The sequence below is a fragment of the Vreelandella halophila genome (genome assembly GCF_009856365.1).
In the GTDB taxonomy this organism is placed as follows: Bacteria; Pseudomonadota; Gammaproteobacteria; order Pseudomonadales; family Oleiphilaceae; genus Halospina; species Halospina utahensis_B.
Map to the genome: position 1 here is coordinate 130,898 of NZ_WMEX01000005.1, position 17,848 is coordinate 148,745.

Annotated in this window: 14 protein-coding genes; 7 read left to right on the forward strand and 7 right to left on the reverse strand. The window is 63.2% G+C overall.

Annotated features, from left to right (window positions below):
* The first annotated feature begins 162 nt into the window (after window positions 1-162).
* From GLW01_RS10300 to GLW01_RS10320, 5 genes are all read left to right on the forward strand, one after another.
* Window positions 163-1,533, forward strand: a complete 1,371-nt coding sequence (locus GLW01_RS10300) for a hypothetical protein (protein ID WP_160898988.1) — start codon at window positions 163-165, stop codon at window positions 1,531-1,533.
* A 1-nt stretch (window position 1,534) separates the two neighbouring features.
* Window positions 1,535-2,704: an acetylornithine deacetylase gene (gene argE, locus GLW01_RS10305; protein ID WP_151439854.1), complete on the forward strand. Its 1,170-nt coding sequence runs from the start codon at window positions 1,535-1,537 to the stop codon at window positions 2,702-2,704.
* A complete protein-coding gene (gene argA / locus GLW01_RS10310; RefSeq protein ID WP_151439855.1) occupies window positions 2,701-4,008 on the forward strand; it encodes an amino-acid N-acetyltransferase in 1,308 nt (435 codons plus the stop codon). The genes argE and argA overlap by 4 nt, the downstream gene beginning before the upstream one ends.
* A gap of 95 nt (window positions 4,009-4,103) precedes the next feature.
* Window positions 4,104-6,929 carry a DUF1631 family protein gene (locus GLW01_RS10315; protein ID WP_160898989.1) on the forward strand — a complete coding sequence of 942 codons (2,826 nt, stop codon included), beginning with the start codon at window positions 4,104-4,106 and terminating at the stop codon, window positions 6,927-6,929.
* Window positions 6,930-7,010: 81 nt separating this feature from the next.
* Window positions 7,011-7,880, forward strand: coding sequence for a phosphoribulokinase (locus tag GLW01_RS10320; protein WP_151439857.1), 870 nt, complete (start codon window positions 7,011-7,013; stop codon window positions 7,878-7,880).
* A 9-nt stretch (window positions 7,881-7,889) separates the two neighbouring features.
* On the opposite strand, the gene GLW01_RS10325 is transcribed toward GLW01_RS10320, so the two are convergent.
* The 5 genes from GLW01_RS10325 to GLW01_RS10345 all read right to left on the reverse strand — a co-directional run bounded on the left by GLW01_RS10325 (window position 7,890) and on the right by GLW01_RS10345 (window position 13,090).
* Window positions 7,890-8,870, reverse strand: coding sequence for an alpha/beta fold hydrolase (locus GLW01_RS10325; RefSeq protein ID WP_160898990.1), 981 nt, complete (start codon window positions 8,868-8,870; stop codon window positions 7,890-7,892).
* The gene (locus GLW01_RS10330; protein ID WP_160898991.1) at window positions 8,870-9,733 is read right to left on the reverse strand and encodes an SDR family NAD(P)-dependent oxidoreductase; all 864 of its coding nucleotides are present in this window, start codon (window positions 9,731-9,733) and stop codon (window positions 8,870-8,872) included. The genes GLW01_RS10325 and GLW01_RS10330 overlap by 1 nt, the downstream gene beginning before the upstream one ends.
* On the reverse strand, window positions 9,730-11,292 hold the full coding sequence (locus tag GLW01_RS10335) for a flavin-containing monooxygenase (RefSeq protein WP_160898992.1): 1,563 nt from the start codon (window positions 11,290-11,292) through the stop codon (window positions 9,730-9,732). Before GLW01_RS10335 ends, GLW01_RS10330 begins: the two co-directional genes overlap by 4 nt.
* 191 nt (window positions 11,293-11,483) lie before the next feature.
* Window positions 11,484-12,275: an adenosylmethionine decarboxylase gene (gene speD / locus GLW01_RS10340; RefSeq protein ID WP_160898993.1), complete on the reverse strand. Its 792-nt coding sequence runs from the start codon at window positions 12,273-12,275 to the stop codon at window positions 11,484-11,486.
* A gap of 395 nt (window positions 12,276-12,670) precedes the next feature.
* Window positions 12,671-13,090, reverse strand: a complete 420-nt coding sequence (locus GLW01_RS10345) for an OsmC family protein (RefSeq protein WP_160899091.1) — start codon at window positions 13,088-13,090, stop codon at window positions 12,671-12,673.
* A gap of 305 nt (window positions 13,091-13,395) precedes the next feature.
* Here GLW01_RS10345 and crp point away from each other — a divergent pair, with 305 nt between their 5' ends.
* Both crp and GLW01_RS10355 read left to right on the forward strand, forming a co-directional pair.
* The gene (gene crp, locus GLW01_RS10350) at window positions 13,396-14,037 is read left to right on the forward strand and encodes a cAMP-activated global transcriptional regulator CRP (RefSeq protein ID WP_095615851.1); all 642 of its coding nucleotides are present in this window, start codon (window positions 13,396-13,398) and stop codon (window positions 14,035-14,037) included.
* On the forward strand, window positions 14,037-14,651 hold the full coding sequence (locus GLW01_RS10355) for a glutathione S-transferase family protein (protein ID WP_160898994.1): 615 nt from the start codon (window positions 14,037-14,039) through the stop codon (window positions 14,649-14,651). The genes crp and GLW01_RS10355 overlap by 1 nt, the downstream gene beginning before the upstream one ends.
* A 14-nt stretch (window positions 14,652-14,665) precedes the next feature.
* Here the strand turns inward: GLW01_RS10355 and GLW01_RS10360 are convergent, their stop codons facing one another.
* Window positions 14,666-17,194, reverse strand: coding sequence for a chemotaxis protein CheB (locus GLW01_RS10360; RefSeq protein WP_160898995.1), 2,529 nt, complete (start codon window positions 17,192-17,194; stop codon window positions 14,666-14,668).
* A gap of 38 nt (window positions 17,195-17,232) precedes the next feature.
* The gene (locus GLW01_RS10365) at window positions 17,233-17,829 is read right to left on the reverse strand and encodes a PAS domain S-box protein (protein WP_160898996.1); all 597 of its coding nucleotides are present in this window, start codon (window positions 17,827-17,829) and stop codon (window positions 17,233-17,235) included.
* Between the last annotated feature and the right edge of the window lie 19 nt (window positions 17,830-17,848).

Here is a 17,848-nt window from a genome sequence, read left to right on the forward strand (position 1 = left end):
TGACAGTTATCATCTGTCTCCTGCCCCTACTATAGTGAATTCCATAATTTTTGCCTCAGCAGAGGGCCGGTTTGTGCGACGGTTGCCGCATTATCGCCAATTGATCAGGTACGATACGATGATCAGCACGTTCTGCCACGCCATGACCCCGGATGGTCGACCATGAAACGAATCTTCGGCGCCCTTGTGATTCTGCTGTTCCTGGCCGCAGGCGCCTGGTACACGACGCTCTGGTACGGTGCACGGACAGCCGCTTCGGAACTGGAGGATGCTGTCAGCCCCTGGGGCAATCTCCACTGGGACGCGGTCCGCCCAACCTGGGATGGCCGCGTGACGCTCCAGGGGGTGCGGTGGCACTGGTTCGACATCACCCGGCCGGTACGCGTCAAACAGGTGACTCTGGAAACACCCGGGATGCTGGCACTGCCGGCCTGGCTTCTGGGGGGCGAGCAGCCTTCCCGGTGGCAGTTGCGTGTGGATGACATGGAGCTGGTGGTCGAGCCGGACCTTTTCCGGCCCTGGGCCCGCAGTCGTCGGGCGCTTTCGCTGAAGCACCACCCCCTGCACTTCCACGGCTGCGGTGAGCAGCCGGCGCTGACGCCCGCGGATCTGCTGCGCATGGGTGTGGACCGGATCAGCGGTGACATCGAGCTCCAGCACACGGGGAATGGTTCCGGCGAATACCGCTACCGGGCGGAAATGGATGCCGGTCGTCTTGGAAGTCTTTCCCTGCTCTGGCAGGCGGACGACCTCAAGGTGCCGGTGGTCTCGGGCGGGAGTGGTGTCCCGGCCTTCCCGCGGAAGGCGGAACTGGTCGTCCGGGATGCCGGGCTGATGCGGCGCCTGTCCTCTTTCTGTGCGGCAGCGGAGGATGAACCGGTCGGGGAATGGGTCAGCCGCGCCTCCAGTCACTGGAACCAGGCCATGACCGGTCAGGGCCTGGCGCCAACCGAGGCCACTACCGAACTCTACCGGCAATGGCTCCTTGAGGGAGGCGAGCTGGCTTTCACATGGGCGCTGGCTGGCGAGGGCTGGCCCGGGAACGGAGTCTCGGCGGCGCAGTGGCGTGAGACAACGGGGCTGCAGGTTGTCCATAACGGCCGCGAGCTGGACGACATCGGGTTCAGCCTGAGTGAACCCAGCGACCCGCCGGAGGAGACGGAGCGCGCCCCATTGGTGCAGATGGATGAGCCCGCCCCGGAGCCGGCCTTCCGCGAGTCCGATACGGAGCGAGCCGGTGCCTGGATCGACCGCCGTGTACGCCTCAGGCTGAGCTCGGGCCGGAAGGTGGAAGGGCAGCTCGTGGCCCTGGAGGAGGAGCAGCTGCATATACGGCGGACCCTGGAGGGCGGCTCCGTGGTGGCGCCCTTCCCGGTAACAGACGTCGAGCGGTTTGAGGTGTGGCGGCGTGCCGATGACATGGGCCGGCCGATATCCGATGGCGACAGCGGACCGGGGCTGGAGGACTTCCTGAACCCGGATCTCGGGAAGATGCAGCCGATTCCGTCGGCATCCGACTCACGGGAGAACTGATATGCAGCGGCCGATTCCGGATATCCGGGGAATGCTTGGCGAGTTGGTTGCCATGCCCTCGATCAGCAGTGTGAGCCCGGAGTGGGACCGCAGCAATGAAGCGGTGATCACCCGTCTGGCCCAGTGGCTGGGGGAGCTGGATTTCCGGGTGGAGACCATGCCCGTGCCGGGAGCGCCGGGCAAGTTCAACCTGATCGCCACACGAGGTGAAGGGCCGGGCGGACTGGTGCTCTCCGGCCATACGGACACTGTGCCCTTCGATGACCAGCGGTGGCAGAGTGATCCCTTCGCGCTTACCGAGCGTGATGACCGCTGGTACGGCCTCGGTACCTGCGACATGAAGGGCTTCTTCGCCCTGGCGCTGGAGGCGGCCTGGCGCACGCGCGGGCAGGACCTGGCGGAACCGCTGGTGATTCTGGCCACGGCGGACGAGGAGAGTGCCATGGGCGGGGCCCGGGCACTGATTGAAGCCGGTCGCCCGAAGGCACGGCATGCGGTGATCGGCGAGCCCACGGAACTGCGGCCGGTGCGCATGCACAAGGGCATCATGATGGAACGGCTCGTGTTCCGGGGGCAGTCCGGCCACTCCTCCAACCCCGCGCTGGGGCGCAATGCCCTGGAAGGGATGAATGAGGCACTCACGCGCATTCTGGCGTACCGGGATGAGCTGCAGAGGAATCATCGCCATCCCGGATTCCGGGTGGACTACCCGACCCTGAATCCCGGCCATATCCATGGTGGCGACAACCCCAACCGTATCTGTGCGGAATGCGAGCTTCACTTTGACCTGCGCCCGCTGCCGGGGATGGATCCCCAGGCGCTCCGTCGGGGCATCCTGGAGCGGGTGGGGCCGGTGGCAGAGCAGCGGGGCCTCAGCTGCACGTTTGAACCCCTGTTTGACGGGGTCCCTCCGTTTGAGGAACCGGAAACCGCCCGGCTGGTGGGGATCTGTGAGCGGCTCACAGGGCATGCGGCGGAAGGCGTCGCCTTCGCCACCGAAGCGCCCTTTCTGCAGCAGCTGGGCATGGAGACCTTGGTGCTGGGGCCGGGCTCCATTGACCAGGCCCACCAGCCGGATGAATTCCTGGCCCTCTCCCAGATCGAGCCCATGGTGACTATACTGACCGGCTTGATCGAACAATGCTGCGCCAAGGGAGGAGATCCGGGGTGAGTGACCAAGACTGGCTGTACTGGTTCCGCCATTCCGCGCCGTACATCAATGCCCATCGCGGCCGGGTGGTTGTCATCACCCTGGGCGGTGACGCGCTGGCGCATCCGAACCTGACCACCATCATCCATGACATCGCCCTGCTGGCGAGTCTGGGGGTGCGGCTGGTGGTAGCTTTCGGGGCGCGGCCGCAGATCCGCGAGCGCCTGGATGAGGCGGGTGAGACCTCCGGTTACCAGGGGCGGCTGCGGGTGACCACGGAAACCCAGCTGCCGCTGGTACTTGAGGCGGTTGGTCGGGTTCGGGCGCTGCTGGAAAGCCACCTTTCCATGGGAGTGGCCAATTCGCCCATGCATGGGGCCCAGATCCGGGTGGCCAGCGGCAACTGGCTGACTGCCCGTCCCATCGGCGTGATCGGGGGCGTGGATCACGGCTACACCGGGCGGGTACGCCGGGTGGACGCCACCAGTATCCGTGAGCAGCTGTCGCTGGGGCAGGTGGTCCTGCTGCCGCCGCTGGGCTACTCCGCCACCGGTGATGCCTTCAATCTCTCCCACGAGGAGGTGGCCGGGGAAGCCGCGGCGGCACTGGAGGCGGATAAGCTCATCCTGTTCAGTGGTCGCAGTGGCATCCCGGATGCCAGCGGTGAGCTCATGCGGGAAATCAGCGTTGCCCGTGCCCGGGAGCTGCTCAGCGAAGGCCATCTGGGCGAGGACGACGCGGCCGGGCTCGATGCCGCGGCTAATGCCTGCGACCGCAATGTCCGCCGTGCGCACATCATCAGCTATGGGCGTGAAGGCGCACTGCTGGAGGAACTGTTCACCCTTGATGGTCTCGGTACCCTGGTGACCGACGACGACTACGAGCACATCCGCTTCGCAACGCCGGAGGACATCAGTGGCATCCAGGAACTGATTCAGCCGCTGGAGGCCAGGGGCATTCTCGTCAGCCGCCCCCGGGATCTGATCGAGACCGAGGTTGACCGTTTCCTGGTGGACGAGCGCGACGGCCGGGTGGTTGGCTGCGCTGCCCTCTACCCCTATCCATCCAGTGCCATGATGGAGCTGGCGTGCTTTGCCGTGAGCCCGGACTACCAGGGGGGAGGACGCGGCGACCGTCTGCTTGCCATGGCCGAACGCCACGCTCGGGCGGAAGGGCTGGGCGAGCTGTTCGTCCTGACCACGCAGACCTCACACTGGTTTGCGGAGCGCGGCTTTGAACTGGTTGGCGCGGATGCCCTGCCACCGGAAAAACGCCGAGGCTATGACACAGGTCGCAATTCCCGGATTTTCGTGAAGCAACTCTGACCTGCGGATTACCGCGATACGGAAACCCGTAATGGTCTCTCCATGTGGTATCACCGTAGGCTGCTGCCGTTATCGGAAATGCAGGGAACAACCTCATGGAAAGGGGAAACGCAGGACTGCTCAGCCGTAACGCTGATCGACGCGATACGCGCCGGCACAATATCCGCCTCGCTGTAAGGGCCGTGACGCCCCAGGGGCTCTCCTGGCTCTGTCAGGTGACCGATTTCTCCTCGGAAGCGGTTTCGATACGCTACCCCGCCTCGCGCGAACCTGCGGTCCGGAGCTGGCTGGAGTCAGGGGGGGACTGTATCCGACTCCAGTTCCATCACGGGACTCTGGACCGCTGGCAGACGATTCGTGGGTACGTGGTCCGTTCGGGGCCCGGGTTCCTGGTAATCCACTTCGCCGACGATGCCCTTCAGGGTTTCGAGATGTTGCTGGCCCAGTCCGGGCTTGCTCCCTCCAGGCCCCATCAGGCTCCGGGTGTGGTCCCAAGCCGGGCCCCGTCCGCCAGCGCCCGTGGGCGCCAGGCGGAGGCGGCAGTCCGGCAGGCTGCGATCCCACCGGTACCCTCGTTGATTGAGCCTGAAGCCATGCGCCAGGAGCCTCTGGGCGGGGTTGCGATGCATGAGGCCATTGCCCGTCTTTACGGGGACAGTGAGTCAGGCTCCGGCGTCTTTCCGGGAGAGCTGGTCCCGGACCTCATCCGGACAATGGGCGAGAGCCCCCGTATGACCGGGCGCGGCCGGACGCTGCTCGACTGGCTGACGCCGGTGGTCGAACGGAATCTGGCGAGGAACCCCGAGGCATTGGCTCTCAAGGACCACCCCCTGCGGAAGCTGCTCAACCGGATCGGCGACCTCGAAACCGCGGATTATGAGAGTCCGGGCCCCTGGCCTGATGCGTTGCTCCGAACGCTGCGTTCTCCGGAGGGGGCCGATGAGGAGGCCCTGGCCGAGGCGGCCGGGATTCTCAGCGCGGAGCTCCAGCAGCGCGATGAGGCGCACCAGCGCAATCTGCGCCGGGTGACCAAGGCGGTGGCGGGCAGCGAGCGCCTGCGGGAAGCAGAGGCAGCCACCGACAGTGCGCTGGATGCCCGTCTTCTGGGAGGACCGATTCCTCTGTCGGTATTGCGGTTTGTCGAGAATGACTGGCGCAACCGTCTGGTGCTTCTGCATCTCCATGAAGGGGAGTCCAGTACCCTATGGCGGAAGGCGCTGGCGCTACTGGATGCTTTGCTGGCGTATCATCGGCATCCGGGTGAGTGCAGCGGCCACGATGTCAGTGCGCAGCTTGAGGCCATCTGTGGTGTTCAGGGCGACTGTGATTCAGCTCGTGCCATGCTCAACGCCTGTCTACGGGAAGCGGGCGTTCAGCAGTTGGTACGTCTGAGCGAGGGGTTCGCGCAGGATGCGGACGAGTCAGCGGATGATGAGTGGCTGAAGCTGTGGCGTCCCGGGCTCGAAGGAATGCCTCTCGGCAGCTGGTTCATGGACGGACACCATGGGCAGCCGCCGGTGCGCCTGGCCTGGACCAATGCCCGGCGCCGCCGGTTTGTGCTGGTAACGCCCTCGGGGCGCAAACAGTATGACCTCAGTCTGGTTGAGCTTGCCCATCAGGTGGCTGAGGGCGCGCTTATCCCGGTCAAACGCCAGGAGCAGTCTCTCGTGGAAGAGGCGTTGGGGCGGCTTCTGGAACAGCTCTATGAACGCCGGATCCGTGAGCATACGCTGGATCCCGAGACCGGACTCGCGGATCGTGAGACCTTCCTAGGATGGCTGGAGCGTGTCCTGCACGCCGCGCCATTGGACCGTGAGCAGGCACTGGTGGTGCTGTCATGGGATCGCAGTGCTGATGCGGCAGCCCTGGCGGGGGAAGTGCGTCGGGAGCTCGGGAAGGGCGGTATGGTCGGGCAGGTTGGCGCGCGCCGGATGGCGTTCCGGTGCCAGCGGGCGAACCTTGAGTCCTGGTTGGTCCTGCTGATGCAGCGGTGCAATGCACTGGTCGCGGATGGCGGCAATCACGTCTGCGCTGGCGTGGCCGTGGGTGATCCAGCCATCGTGACGGCATCCCGCTGGTACCACCTGGCGGAGGAAGCCGCCAGGACGGCGCCGTTCGAGTACCCGCCCGCCTTCCGTTTTGCCAGTGTCCCCGCCGAACGCAGCCGCTATATACGCCGCCTGGTGGATCGGCTGGCGGGCAATGGTCGGCTGCGGCAGGAGGAACTCATGCTTCAGGCCCAACGGATCATCCCACTTCACGGGGCAACCCGTATGGCAGCGCAGTACGAGCTGCTGATGACCCTTCCGGATGAGCATGGCAACCTGATGATGGCGCGGGAGCTGATTCCCCTGGCGGAGCGCTTCGCCGGTGCCCGGAATCTGGATGAGTGGCTGATGCAGGCGGTACTGGACTGCCTGTCACGCCCGATGCAGACGCTGCCGGAAGCCGATCCGGGCATCTGTATCCCGGTGCTGGGCTACACGCTCACGGAGCCCGGGCTGGTGCGATTCATCCACGAGGTTTTCCGGATCCAGCCCTGCCCCGTGCACCGCCTCTGGTTCTGCATCTCGGACGCGGACGCTCTCGCCGACCCGGATACCGTGGCGCTGTTCATGCGCGAGGTGCGGGAGCTGGGCTGTCGCATCTGTCTGGATGCGGATGAAACCGATGCTGGGCTGGCATACCTGGTCAGGCGGCTGCCTGTGGATCTGATTCGTGTGCGTGCCAGATCCCAGGAGGAGAATGAAGTTGGCCGGGAGCCCAGGCTTAGGGCGGTGGTGACGGCGGCCCACCAGCTGGGAGCGGAAGTGGTTGTTTCCGGGGTCAGCCGTTCGCAACGGATTGAGCGGCTGCGCGAGCTCGGTGTGGACTATGCTCAGGGCAGTGCCATCGCCCGGCCACGGCTGCTGCATCATTGAGGCTTGCCAGTCGACGGTCCCCCATGCACCATAGCGGATTCCCGAAACAGGGACCCCCAGTGCAGAGCGGGCCATTCGATCATGTCCAGCCAGTACCCGATCATCGCGGTCACCGGATCCTCCGGTGCCGGCACCACCACTACCGGGCGTGCCTTCAGAAAGCTGTTTGTCAGTGAGGGCCTGCATGCGGCCACAGTCAGCGGGGACAGCTTTCACCGCTATACCCGGGAGGAGATGGCGCTGGTTGCCGAGCGCGGCGACTATGGTGACTTCAACCACTTCAGTCTTGAAGCCAACCACATCGATAAGCTGGAAGCCCTGTTCCAGGATTTTGCCAGTACCGGCACCGGGCAGTACCGGGAATACGTGCACGATGACGACCGCGAGCTGATCGCCGAGGGTCATGAACCGGGCAGTTTCACGCCCTGGCAGAACCTGCCGGCGGATTGCGACCTGCTGTTCTATGAGGGGCTGCACGGCGGTGTGCAGACGGAGCAGCACGACGTGGCCGGCCATGTGGATCTCCTGATCGGGGTGGTGCCCATCGTCAATCTTGAATGGATCCAGAAGATTCACCGGGATACCCACCACAGGGGCTACAGCCAGGATGAGGTGGTGGAGACGATCATCAACCGCATGGACGACTACGTCCAGGACATCGTGCCGCAGTTCTCCAATACCCACATCAATTTCCAGCGTGTTCCCACGGTGGACACCTCGAACCCCTTCGTGGTGCGGGAGGTGCCGTCCGCGGATGAGAGCATGATCGTGGTCCACTTCCGCCACTACGCGGATGTGGATTTCCAGCGTCTGCTGCAGATGATTCCGGGGAGCTTCATGTCACGCCAGGACACGATCGTGATTCCGGGGCCCAAGCTGCCCCTCGCCATCGATCTGATCCTCAGGCCACGGATACTGGAGTTGATGGAACACAAGCGCTACGCCTGGTAGCGCCCGTGTTCAGCCGTTGTCGCGCAGAAAGCGGCGGACCAGCCGGCCTGTCTGTACTGGCGCTTCCAGCATCGGAAGGTGGCCGATACCCCGAAGCACCGTCACTTCCGCATTGGGCAGCAGTGCGCCGTAGTGGTGGGCGCAGGAAACGTCCAGGACCTGGTCCCGTTCGCCCCAGATCACCTGTGCCGGCGCCTGGACCCGCTCCAGAAGCTCCGGGATGCGCTCGCGGGGCTGCATCATGTCCATGAACAGGTGCTGGTTGACCGGGCGCCGGTGGCGCATTTCCGGCCCCATCGCCAGGGGCATGACACGGCTGAAGACCCCGCGCCCCCGCCAGGTGGCGTAGCGGAAGAGAGTGCGGGTTTCGTCCGCGTTACCGGGGATCAGCGGGTTCCGTCCCTCGATGAGCTGGCTTTCCATGGGGCTGTGGCGGGCACTGCCCATTCCAGCGGCATTCATCAGGACCAGGCCGGCGACGTGTTCGGGGTGGTTCGCGGCCAGGGTGGCACTGACAGCACCGCCCATGGAGGAGCCGATCCAGAACGCCGGGGGCAGGGTCAGGTGCCTGGCCCATTCCGCCATGCGCCGGGCCTGGACCTCGTAGGTGTAGCGGGCGTCCGCGCGGTAGTCGCTCTGGCCGAACCCGGGCAGATCCGGCAGGTAGAGCGTCATACTGCGGCGTCGGATGGCCGGAATCAGGCTGGCCCAGTTCTCCTTGCTGGCGCCGAAACCATGGAGCAGAACCACCGGCGTTCCGTGCCCCGAGCCGATGCGCCAATGCTGGATGCGGTGTCCGTCGATCTCGATGCTTTCCGCCTGGATGCCGGGAATCCAGCCACTGATGGCCTGAAGCTTCTGCCAGGCGCTGGTCGCTGGTTGCCAGCGATCCAGCGTTGCACGGTCCGGCTGGGCCGAGGGTGCCTTCAGGTAGGAGTCGCTTACCTCCTGGAGGGAGTCCAGTATCGCATTGAAGGTGGTCGCTTCCATCAGCTTCTCCGTGCTGCGCTCTGGCGTTGGCGGTTGAGCTTCAGCGCACCGGTCACGAGGCCCTGGTAGCCGGCGGGCAGCAGTCGCTGCATCCAGTCCGCGGCATGCGCCTCTGTGCCGATCAGTAGCCTGCGGCGGTCACGCTTTACAGCCTTCAGTATAGCCTGTGCAGCGTCATCCGCAGTGGTACGGAACAGCTTCTCGAAGTTGGCTGTCAGGGCGCCCGTCTCCTCACCCATAAGCTCGGACATGCTCTCGTCCATGCGTGCGGTGCGGGCGATGTTGGTCTTGATGCCGCCAGGATGCACGCAGGTGGCGGAAACGCTGCCGCCTTCCATGTCGAGTTCCTGGCGGAGGGATTCAGTGAATCCGCGCACCGCGAATTTGGTGGCGTTGTAGCTGCTCATTCCGGGCTGGGCGAAGAGACCGAAGATGCTGGAGATGTTGACCACATGGCCGCCGCCGGGGGCTTCCTTCAGGTAGGGCAGGAAGGTTTTGGTGCCATAGAGCACGCCCTTGAAGTTGATGTCCAGGATCCAGTTGTAGTCCGTGTAGCTGGACTCGGCCACGGAGCCCGCGTGGGCCACGCCGGCGTTGTTGAAGATCAGGTTGACCTGGCCGTGGTCGCGGACCACGTTTTTGGCCCAGTCTTCCACCTCGCGGCGTCTGGCCACATTGACCGTGGCGCTGGTCACGTTGACGCCCCGGTTTTCACACAGGCGGGCGGTTTCAGCCAGGCCCTCCGCGTCCACATCACTCAGTGCGAGGTGACAGCCCTCGGCTGCCAGTGCGCAGGCCAGGGCCCGGCCAATGCCGGACCCTGCGCCGGTAACGGCGGCTACCTTGCCGGAAAAGGACTTCATGCGGGCTGTTCCTCCAGGTTGGCTTTGGTTGATGATACCTGGTCGTGGAATCCGGTGCCGGCCTGCTCCCCGGCAGTACCGGCGTGGTAGGCGGCGGCGTCGAACTGGCGTGTCTGGCGGCTGAAGCGGAAGGTGAAGTCCGGCCACAGGGCCACGTTCTTGCCCGTCTCCGGATGGATATACCAGCTGGTGCAGCCCCCATCATTCCAGATGGAGCCATCCAGGCGGCCCTGTAGCCTCTGGTTGTACTGCCTCTGCGTCCTGTGCTTAACATCGACCCAGTCGATGTCCTTCTCTTCCATGGTGCGGATGGCATCCATCACGTACTGGATCTGGGATTCGATCATGTAGACCATGGAGTTGTGCCCCAGGCCGGTGTTCGGGCCCATGACCATGAACAGGTTGGGGAAGCCGGAGATGGCGGCGCCCTTGTAGGCCTCCGGGCCGTCCTGCCACAGCTCGTTCAGGTCCTGCCCATTACGGCCCTTGATCAGTCCCTTCGGGACCGGGTCCGTGGACTTGAAGCCAGTGCCGTAGATGAGCACGTCGATTTCACGGTGCTGGCCATCCGTCGTCACGATGCCCGTCTCCGTGATCTCCTGGATACCGTCGGTCACCACGTCGACGTTGGGCTGGTCCAGCGCCGGGTAATAGTTGTTGGACATCAGGACCCGCTTGCAGCCGAACTCGTAATCCGGGGTGACCTTGCGCTGCAGCTCCGGGTCGCTGATCTGGCGGCGGATATGGGATTTCGCCATATGCCGGGCTGCCTTGAGCAGCTTCGGGTTGATGAGCATGGGCACGACCCGGCTCTCCAGCATCCAGTACAGCGCTTTGCGCTCCAGTTGCTGGACCATTGGCAGGCGCCGGAAGATACCGCGTTCCTTCTCGCTGATCTCACGGTCCGGCTTGGGCATGATCCAGGGGGCGGAGCGCTGGAACAGGTAGAGCTGCCCGGCTTCCTTCTGCACTTCGGGCACGAACTGGATGGCCGAGGCGCCGGTACCGATCACGGCTACGCGCTTGCCGGTCAGGTCGTAGTCGTGGTCCCAGTCCTGGGAATGGAAAGCCTTGCCCTGGAAGCGGTCCGTACCCGGGATGTCGGGATAGGCCGGAATCGAAAGGGCGCCCATGCCGGAGACGAGGACGCTGGCGGTGAAATCACGCCCGTGGTTGTCCTTCAGCTGCCAGAGGGCCCTGGACTCATCCCATTTTGCCTCGGTCAACGGCGTGTTCAGGTGGATATGAGGGCGGATCCGGTACTTGTCGGCGCAGTGCTCCAGGTACTGGCGGATCTCCTCCTGGGGCGCGAACATCCGCGTCCACTCCGGATTGGGCTCGAAGGAATAGGAGTAGACATGGGACTGCACGTCGCAGGCGCATCCGGGGTAGTGGTTCTGCCGCCAGGTGCCGCCGATGCCGTCATCCTTCTCGAAGATCCGGAAGCTGTGGCGGCCCTCCCCCTTGAGCCGGATGGCCATACCCAGCCCGGAGAAGCCGGAGCCGATGATGGCCACCTGGGTGTGTCGGGTCGCGATGGTGCCATGTTGTTGGGCCATGGGCCTTCTCCCTGCTTGCCTGTATACATCTGTCTACCAACGTAGACGAATGCATACTTCGGTGTAAAGACTTTCAGTGAAGAAAGTGACATTCAGCAATGTAACGGTATGCAGGGGCGTGCCCATTGGCACCCGGGACCGGGTGTGGAGTCAGCAGGGATAACGGGTGTGGGGAGGAGGGTCCCCGGTGCTCAGGGCAGGTTGCGGGAGTAGAAGATCTCCAGCATTTCTTTCTGAAGACGCTGGTGGATATCGTCGGCTTCTTCCTTGTCCAGGTCGGCTGCGTTTACCCCGAAGACGTAGTTGTCGAGGTTGAACTCGCGCAGGATCATCTTGGTGTGGAAAAGGTTATCCTGGTACACGTTCACGTCCATCATCTGGTACGCGGCGCGGGTGTCCTCTGTGAGGTAATCCTGGATGGAGCTCATCTCGTGGTCGCTGTAGTGCTTCTTGCCGTTGACGTCCCGGGTGAAGCCGCGCACGCGGTAGTCCACGGTGACGATGTCGGAGTCGAAGCTGTGGATCAGGTAGTTCAGCGCCTTCAGCGGTGAGATGAGGCCGCAGGTGGAGACGTCGATGTCCGCCCGGAAGGTGCTGATGCCCTCGTAGGGGTGGCTTTCCGGGTAGGTGTGGACGGTGACGTGGCTCTTGTCGAGGTGACCCACCAGGGTTTCCGGCAGCGGGCCGGGGGAGGCTTCGCTGATGTTGCCTTCCGGGGCTTCCTCGTGCTCGGCGATAAGCATGGTGACGCTGGCACCGTGGGGGTCGTAGTCCTGGTGCGCGATGTTGAGGATGTTGGCGCCGATGATCTTCACCACGTCGGTGAGGATCTGGGTCAGGCGTTCGGCGTTGTACATCTCGTCGATGTACTCGATGTAGGCCTTGCGCTGCTCTTCGGTGCGCGCGTAGCAGATATCGTAGATATTGAAGCTGAGGGACTTGGTCAGGTTGTTGAAGCCGTGAAGTTCCAGTTTGGGTTCCATCGGCATGCCCCTCCACTCTCTTGCACACGGTGCCGGTAAAGCCGCGTATTATGCCTGCGTCGCTCTGGGCTGAACACCATTGGTTTGCTCAGGGATTTCCCCGACTGAATCGGAAGTTGTCACAAGGCATTTAATTGGCTGCCGGCATCAAAGTCGGTGGCAGGGCTCTCCGGGAACCGCCACGAGTACCTTTCAGCTACACTGTCCTGCTTCGCTGAAAGGTCCTGGGTTTACATCCGTGTAAACCCGTTTGCGCTCAATCGCGCAAACCCATATAGGCTACGCGGTGGCCATCCATGGCCACCGAGTTTCCCTCCGAGCCCTGCCACCGCCTTTGCTGCTCAGACCGCCTTGATGACCGGGACCTTGTTTCTCGCTCCTTGCTCGTTGCCCCCTTACCCCTCATACATGGTGTAATCATGCGTGATCTCAACCCCGGCTTTTTCCAGCATGATCGAGGCGGAGCAGTACTGCTCGGCCGAAAGCTGAATGGCGCGGGCGACGCGTTTCTCGTTCAGATCCTGTCCGGTCACGTGGAAGTGGATATGGATCTTCGTGAAAACGGAGGGAACCGTATCCGCGCGCTCGGCGGTGACTTCAGCGCGGCAGTCGGTGACGTTCTGGCGGGATTTCTGGAGGATGCTCATGACGTCGAAGGAGGTGCAGCCGCCGAGGCCGACGAGCATCATTTCCATGGGGCGTGCGCCCTGGTTCTCGCCGCCGTGGTCGGGCGGGCCGTCCAGCTGGATGTCGTGGCCGGAGCCGGTGGTGGCGCGGAAGCTGGCGGCGCCGGTCCAGTTAATCGTGGTGTTCATGGCCATAACAGCGGCGATCTCCCAAAACGTTGGATGGAGGTGTGGTCTGGCGGTGTTATACGGGAAGCTCGGTCGCCAGGGATGGCGACCGCGCAGCGTCCATGGATGGATTCATAGCGATTCCCGGATAACACCGCCAGACTGCGCCTCCCTGCAGGAAAGGAGCAGGCTACCACAGCCTTAAATCTTGAGGGTATCGCACCGGACGACGAACCCCTTGTGCTGTTCTATACTGGGTGCTATCAAAAGGAGATGCCCCGCCGGGGCCAGAACGGAAACGTCCATAACAGAATCAGGATGCCATCATGACCAGTATTGCCAGACCCGTCGACAACAAGACCAAGCACCTGGACTACTTCCTGTCCCAGTGCCACCGGCGGCGTTACCCGGCAAAGAGCACCATCATCTACGCCGGCGATAAGAGCGACTCACTGTTCTACATCGTCAAGGGCTCTGTCACCGTCATCATCGAGGACGACGACGGCCGCGAGATGATCATGGCCTACCTCAACGCCGGCGACTTCTTCGGCGAAATGGGCCTGTTCGACAACATGGACTCGCGCAGCGCCTGGGTGAAGGCCAAGACCGAGTGTGAGGTTGCCGAGATCAGCTACACCAAGTTCCGCGAGATCTCCCAGGAAGACCCGAAGGTCCTGTACTTCATCGGCGAGCAGATGGCGTCGCGCCTGCGCCAGACCACCCGCAAGGTTGGCGATCTGGCCTTCCTCGACGTGACCGGCCGGGTCGCGCGCACGCTGCTCGACCTGTGCGAGGAGCCGGATGCCATGACGCACCCGGACGGCATGCAGATCAAGATCACCCGCCAGGAAATCGGCCGCATCGTGGGCTGCTCCCGCGAGATGGTGGGCCGCGTCCTGAAAACACTCGAAGACCAGGGCCTGGTACAGGTCTCCGGTAAAACCATGGTTGTTTACGGAACCCGATGATGAAAATCTACGAAATGAAAAAGGCGCCCAATCCGAGGCGTGTGCGTATGTTCATGGCCGAGAAGGGCATTCTCGACCAGGCGGAATTTGTTGAGATGGATCTTCAGCAGGGCGAGAACCTCACGCCCGAATTCGCACAGAAGAATCCCATGAAGAAGGTGCCGGTGCTGGAGCTCGATGACGGCACCTGTATCTCAGAGACCATGGCCATCTGCCGCTACTTCGAGGAGCTGCACCCGCAGCCGCCGCTGCTGGGCAAGGATGCGCTGGACAGGGCAAAAGTGGAGCAGTGGCTGCGCTGGCTTGAGCTCTATTTCTTCATGCCCACCGGCATGTGCTTCCAGCATACGAGTGGCGTATTCAAGGACCGGATGACACCGTTCCCGGAATGGGGCGAGGAATGCCGCAAGGGAGTGGAGAAATTCATGCACTTCCTGAACAAGCACCTGGAAGGGCGTGAGTTCATCGTGGGCGATCACTTCACGGCGGCGGACATCAGTGCCCTGTGCACCGTCGACTTCAACAAGGTCAACAAGATCGGTATCCAGCCGGATCAGACGAACCTGCAGGCCTGGTACGACCGCATTTCCCAGCGGGCGTCCGCCGGGGCCTGACCGGGGCCGCGGGGTCAGCTGTTGGACTCACTGCGAAGGGTTGCTTCGAGCTGCTTCATGTCGGAGATATCGAAAAGGGTGATCACGACACCGTCGATGACGTTGTCCAGCCGGCGATAGGGCATGATGCGTACTGAAAACCAGCGCCCATCGTCCGTGGGTATCTGTTTTTCCGATACGGCAAGGGTTCGCAGCGTTTCCGCGGCGTCGTCGTGCAGGGTCGGGTAGTCCAGGCTGGATGTCAGGTCGCTCAGGGGGCGCCCGACGTCGCTCTCACGCAGGTTGATGATGCTCGAGACCCTTTCGGTGTAGCGACGGACGTTCAGGTCCTGGTCCAGGAACAGTATGGCGATCTCCACGCTGTTGAGCAGGTTCTGCAGATCACTCTGGGCGAGGGCCAGGTCGTCGAGCTTGGCCTGGAGTTCACTGTTGATGGTCTGCAGTTCCTCGTTCATGGACTGCATCTCTTCTTTTGATGTAGTCAGCTCCTCATTCGTGGACTGCAGCTCCTCGTTGGTGGACTGCAGTTCCTCGTTGGAGGACTGAAGTTCTTCCCGGCTGGCCCGCGCATCCTCCCGCAGTGTCTCGATCTCATCACGATACTGCTGTATCTCCGCGGCGTGGTGTGCTTCGCGGGAGGTCGGTGCGGGGGCTTCCGGTTGCCCCTCCCGTGTCAGCGCAATGTCCCGGAAGATGACCATGGTCATATCCTTCAATGCCTCTGGCCTGCGGAAGGTCTGGACCGTGACGTCCACGAGCTGGGTGCCGCCCGCCTCCGATACTTCCAGGTTGTGCAGCTGCACTGGCTCAACCTGTTGGGTCGCCTGCTTCAGCGCCTGGGACAGCGGCGTGCGCAGCCCATCGCGCACCATGGCGTGAAAGTTGAGGTTGGCCTTGCCCGCCGCCGGCTCAAGGTATTTGCCGGTGCGCCCGCTGATATAGACGATGTCGGCGTCACTGTTGAGAACCACGGCTGAAGGCGCGTAGACCTGCAGCAGGACCTGGTCTGCCGCGGTCTGCAGGTTGTCGCTTACCGGGCTGGAAAGGCTGGAAGAGGCCACGGACGGCTCCTTGTTCAGTACGGATAGTGGCGGAAATGATTTTAACAGCAGGTCTGGGCTGTCGGTGGTGGCGTTATCGAGGCGCCGGTAGGCCCGCATCCGGGGCTCAAGGAGCGTGAACAGGTGGCTGCACCGCCCTACCGTCTCCGAGCTCCCCAGTAACAGAATACCCCCCGGATTCAGGCTGTAATGGAAAAGGGGAAGGAGCCGGCGCTGGAGGACGGCGTCGAAATAGATCAGAAGGTTGCGGCAGACGATCAGGTCGAGTCGCGTAAACGGCGGATCCAGGACGACGTCATGCTGGGCGAACATCACCATGTCACGGATGGAGGGTTTGATCTGGTAATGCGTATCGTGCGCCGTGAAGTAGCGGGCCAGTCGCTGGGAGGAAACCTCCTCGCTGATGGATAACGGGTACTCACCCCGGCGTGCTGTGGCTATGGCCTCAGGGCTGAGGTCCGAGGCGAAGATCTGGATCCCGATCCGGTGTCCGTTACCCTGGCGCGCCAGGGCTTCATGGAACAGCATCGCAAGGGAGTATGCTTCCTCCCCGGTTGAGCAGCCCACCACCCAGGCGCGGAGCTTGCCGTTGGCCCGGTCGTTCTCGAGAAGCTGGGGGAGGACGGTGTTCCCCATGTACTCCCAGACGGAGGGATCCCTGAAAAACCCAGTAACGCCGATCAGCAGCTCCTGGAACAGGAGGTCAACTTCATGACTGTTGTCGCGCAGGAAGGCCGCGTAGTCGCCGATCGAGCCCAGCTCATGGATGGCTATGCGTCGCTCGATACGGCGGTGGAGTGTGCTGACTTTGTAGAGGGAAAAGTCGTGCCCGGTGTGTTCGTAGAGCAGGGCGATAATGGATTCCAGGGGTGGCTGCGCCCCATCGTCGTCGGCGAATGGCTCCGGGATGGGGGCCACATAGGCGCCTATTCGCTCCGGCATGGCATCCGGGGGCGCGATGATGTCGGCATAGCCCGCATCGATGGCGCTCCGGGGCATGGAGTCAAACTCCGCGGTATTCGGCTCCTGGGCAATCGTCAGGCCCCCAACCGCCTGGATGGCCTGCAGGCCAAGCGTCCCGTCTGAGCCCATGCCGGAGAGGATCACGCCAATGGCGTCCGCTCCCCGGCTACTGGCAAGGGACGAGAACAGGACATTGATCGGCAGGCGGAGTCCCCACTTCTCGGTGGGGCGCTCCAGGTGCAGAACGTCCTGGATGATGGTGAGTTCGGTATTGGGTGGGATGACATAAACGCTGTTCCGCTCGATCGCCATGCCCTGTCTGGCCTCGTGTACGGACAGGCTGCAGGCGCGCTGGAGCAGCTCGGACAACAGCGCCTTTCGGGTGGGGTCAAGGTGCTGAACCACGATGTACGCCATACCACTGTCCGCGGGGGTGTGGCTCAGGAATCGTTCCAGCGCGGTCAGGCCGCCGGCTGAGGCACCGATGGCGACAATGCGTGTCTGAGCAGGGGTGGTCATAATAAACGCGGCCTGAGCCGATGGGGTCACACCGGTCGTCAGGTGTGTTCCGAAAGGGTGATCAGGAGGGCATTGCCGTCCGGAGCGATGCCGGCATTGAGCAGCAGTGAGTGCGACGCGGTTTCATTGTCGCCGGATTTCACCGTGTAACAGGCCCCTCTTGCACCTTTGGTCAGTGCCTCCATCAAGCCGGCGAAGGCTGGCTGCGTTGTGCAGGGCGTCACCACCGTATCGAGTGTGCAGCTCTCAAGCGCGGCTGAATCCATGCCGAGAAGTCGCGAGGCGGCGGGGTTGGCTTCCACAATGTGTCCATTGAATGCCACGACCAGATAACCAACCGGCGAAGCCTCAAAAAGGATTCGGTAGTGATTCAGGCGCTCATTGGATTCACGCTCGTTGGCTTCCAGCTGGGACCGCTGAAGGTCCAGCTCCACCTGGTGGGTCTGCAGTTCATGCAACAGTTTAAGGCCATCGGGAGCTGTATCCGGGTTGCTTGCCAGCCGGTAGAGAAGCGACAGCGTATCGGGGCTCAGCGTCGAACTGCTCATCGGAGGGGCCATGCCGCCGCTCAGGCGGCTTTCCGCGTCACTGCGCAGCTGATGGCCATGCTCGGAATCACTCAGGGAATTGACCATGCAGCCTCCTGATACATGG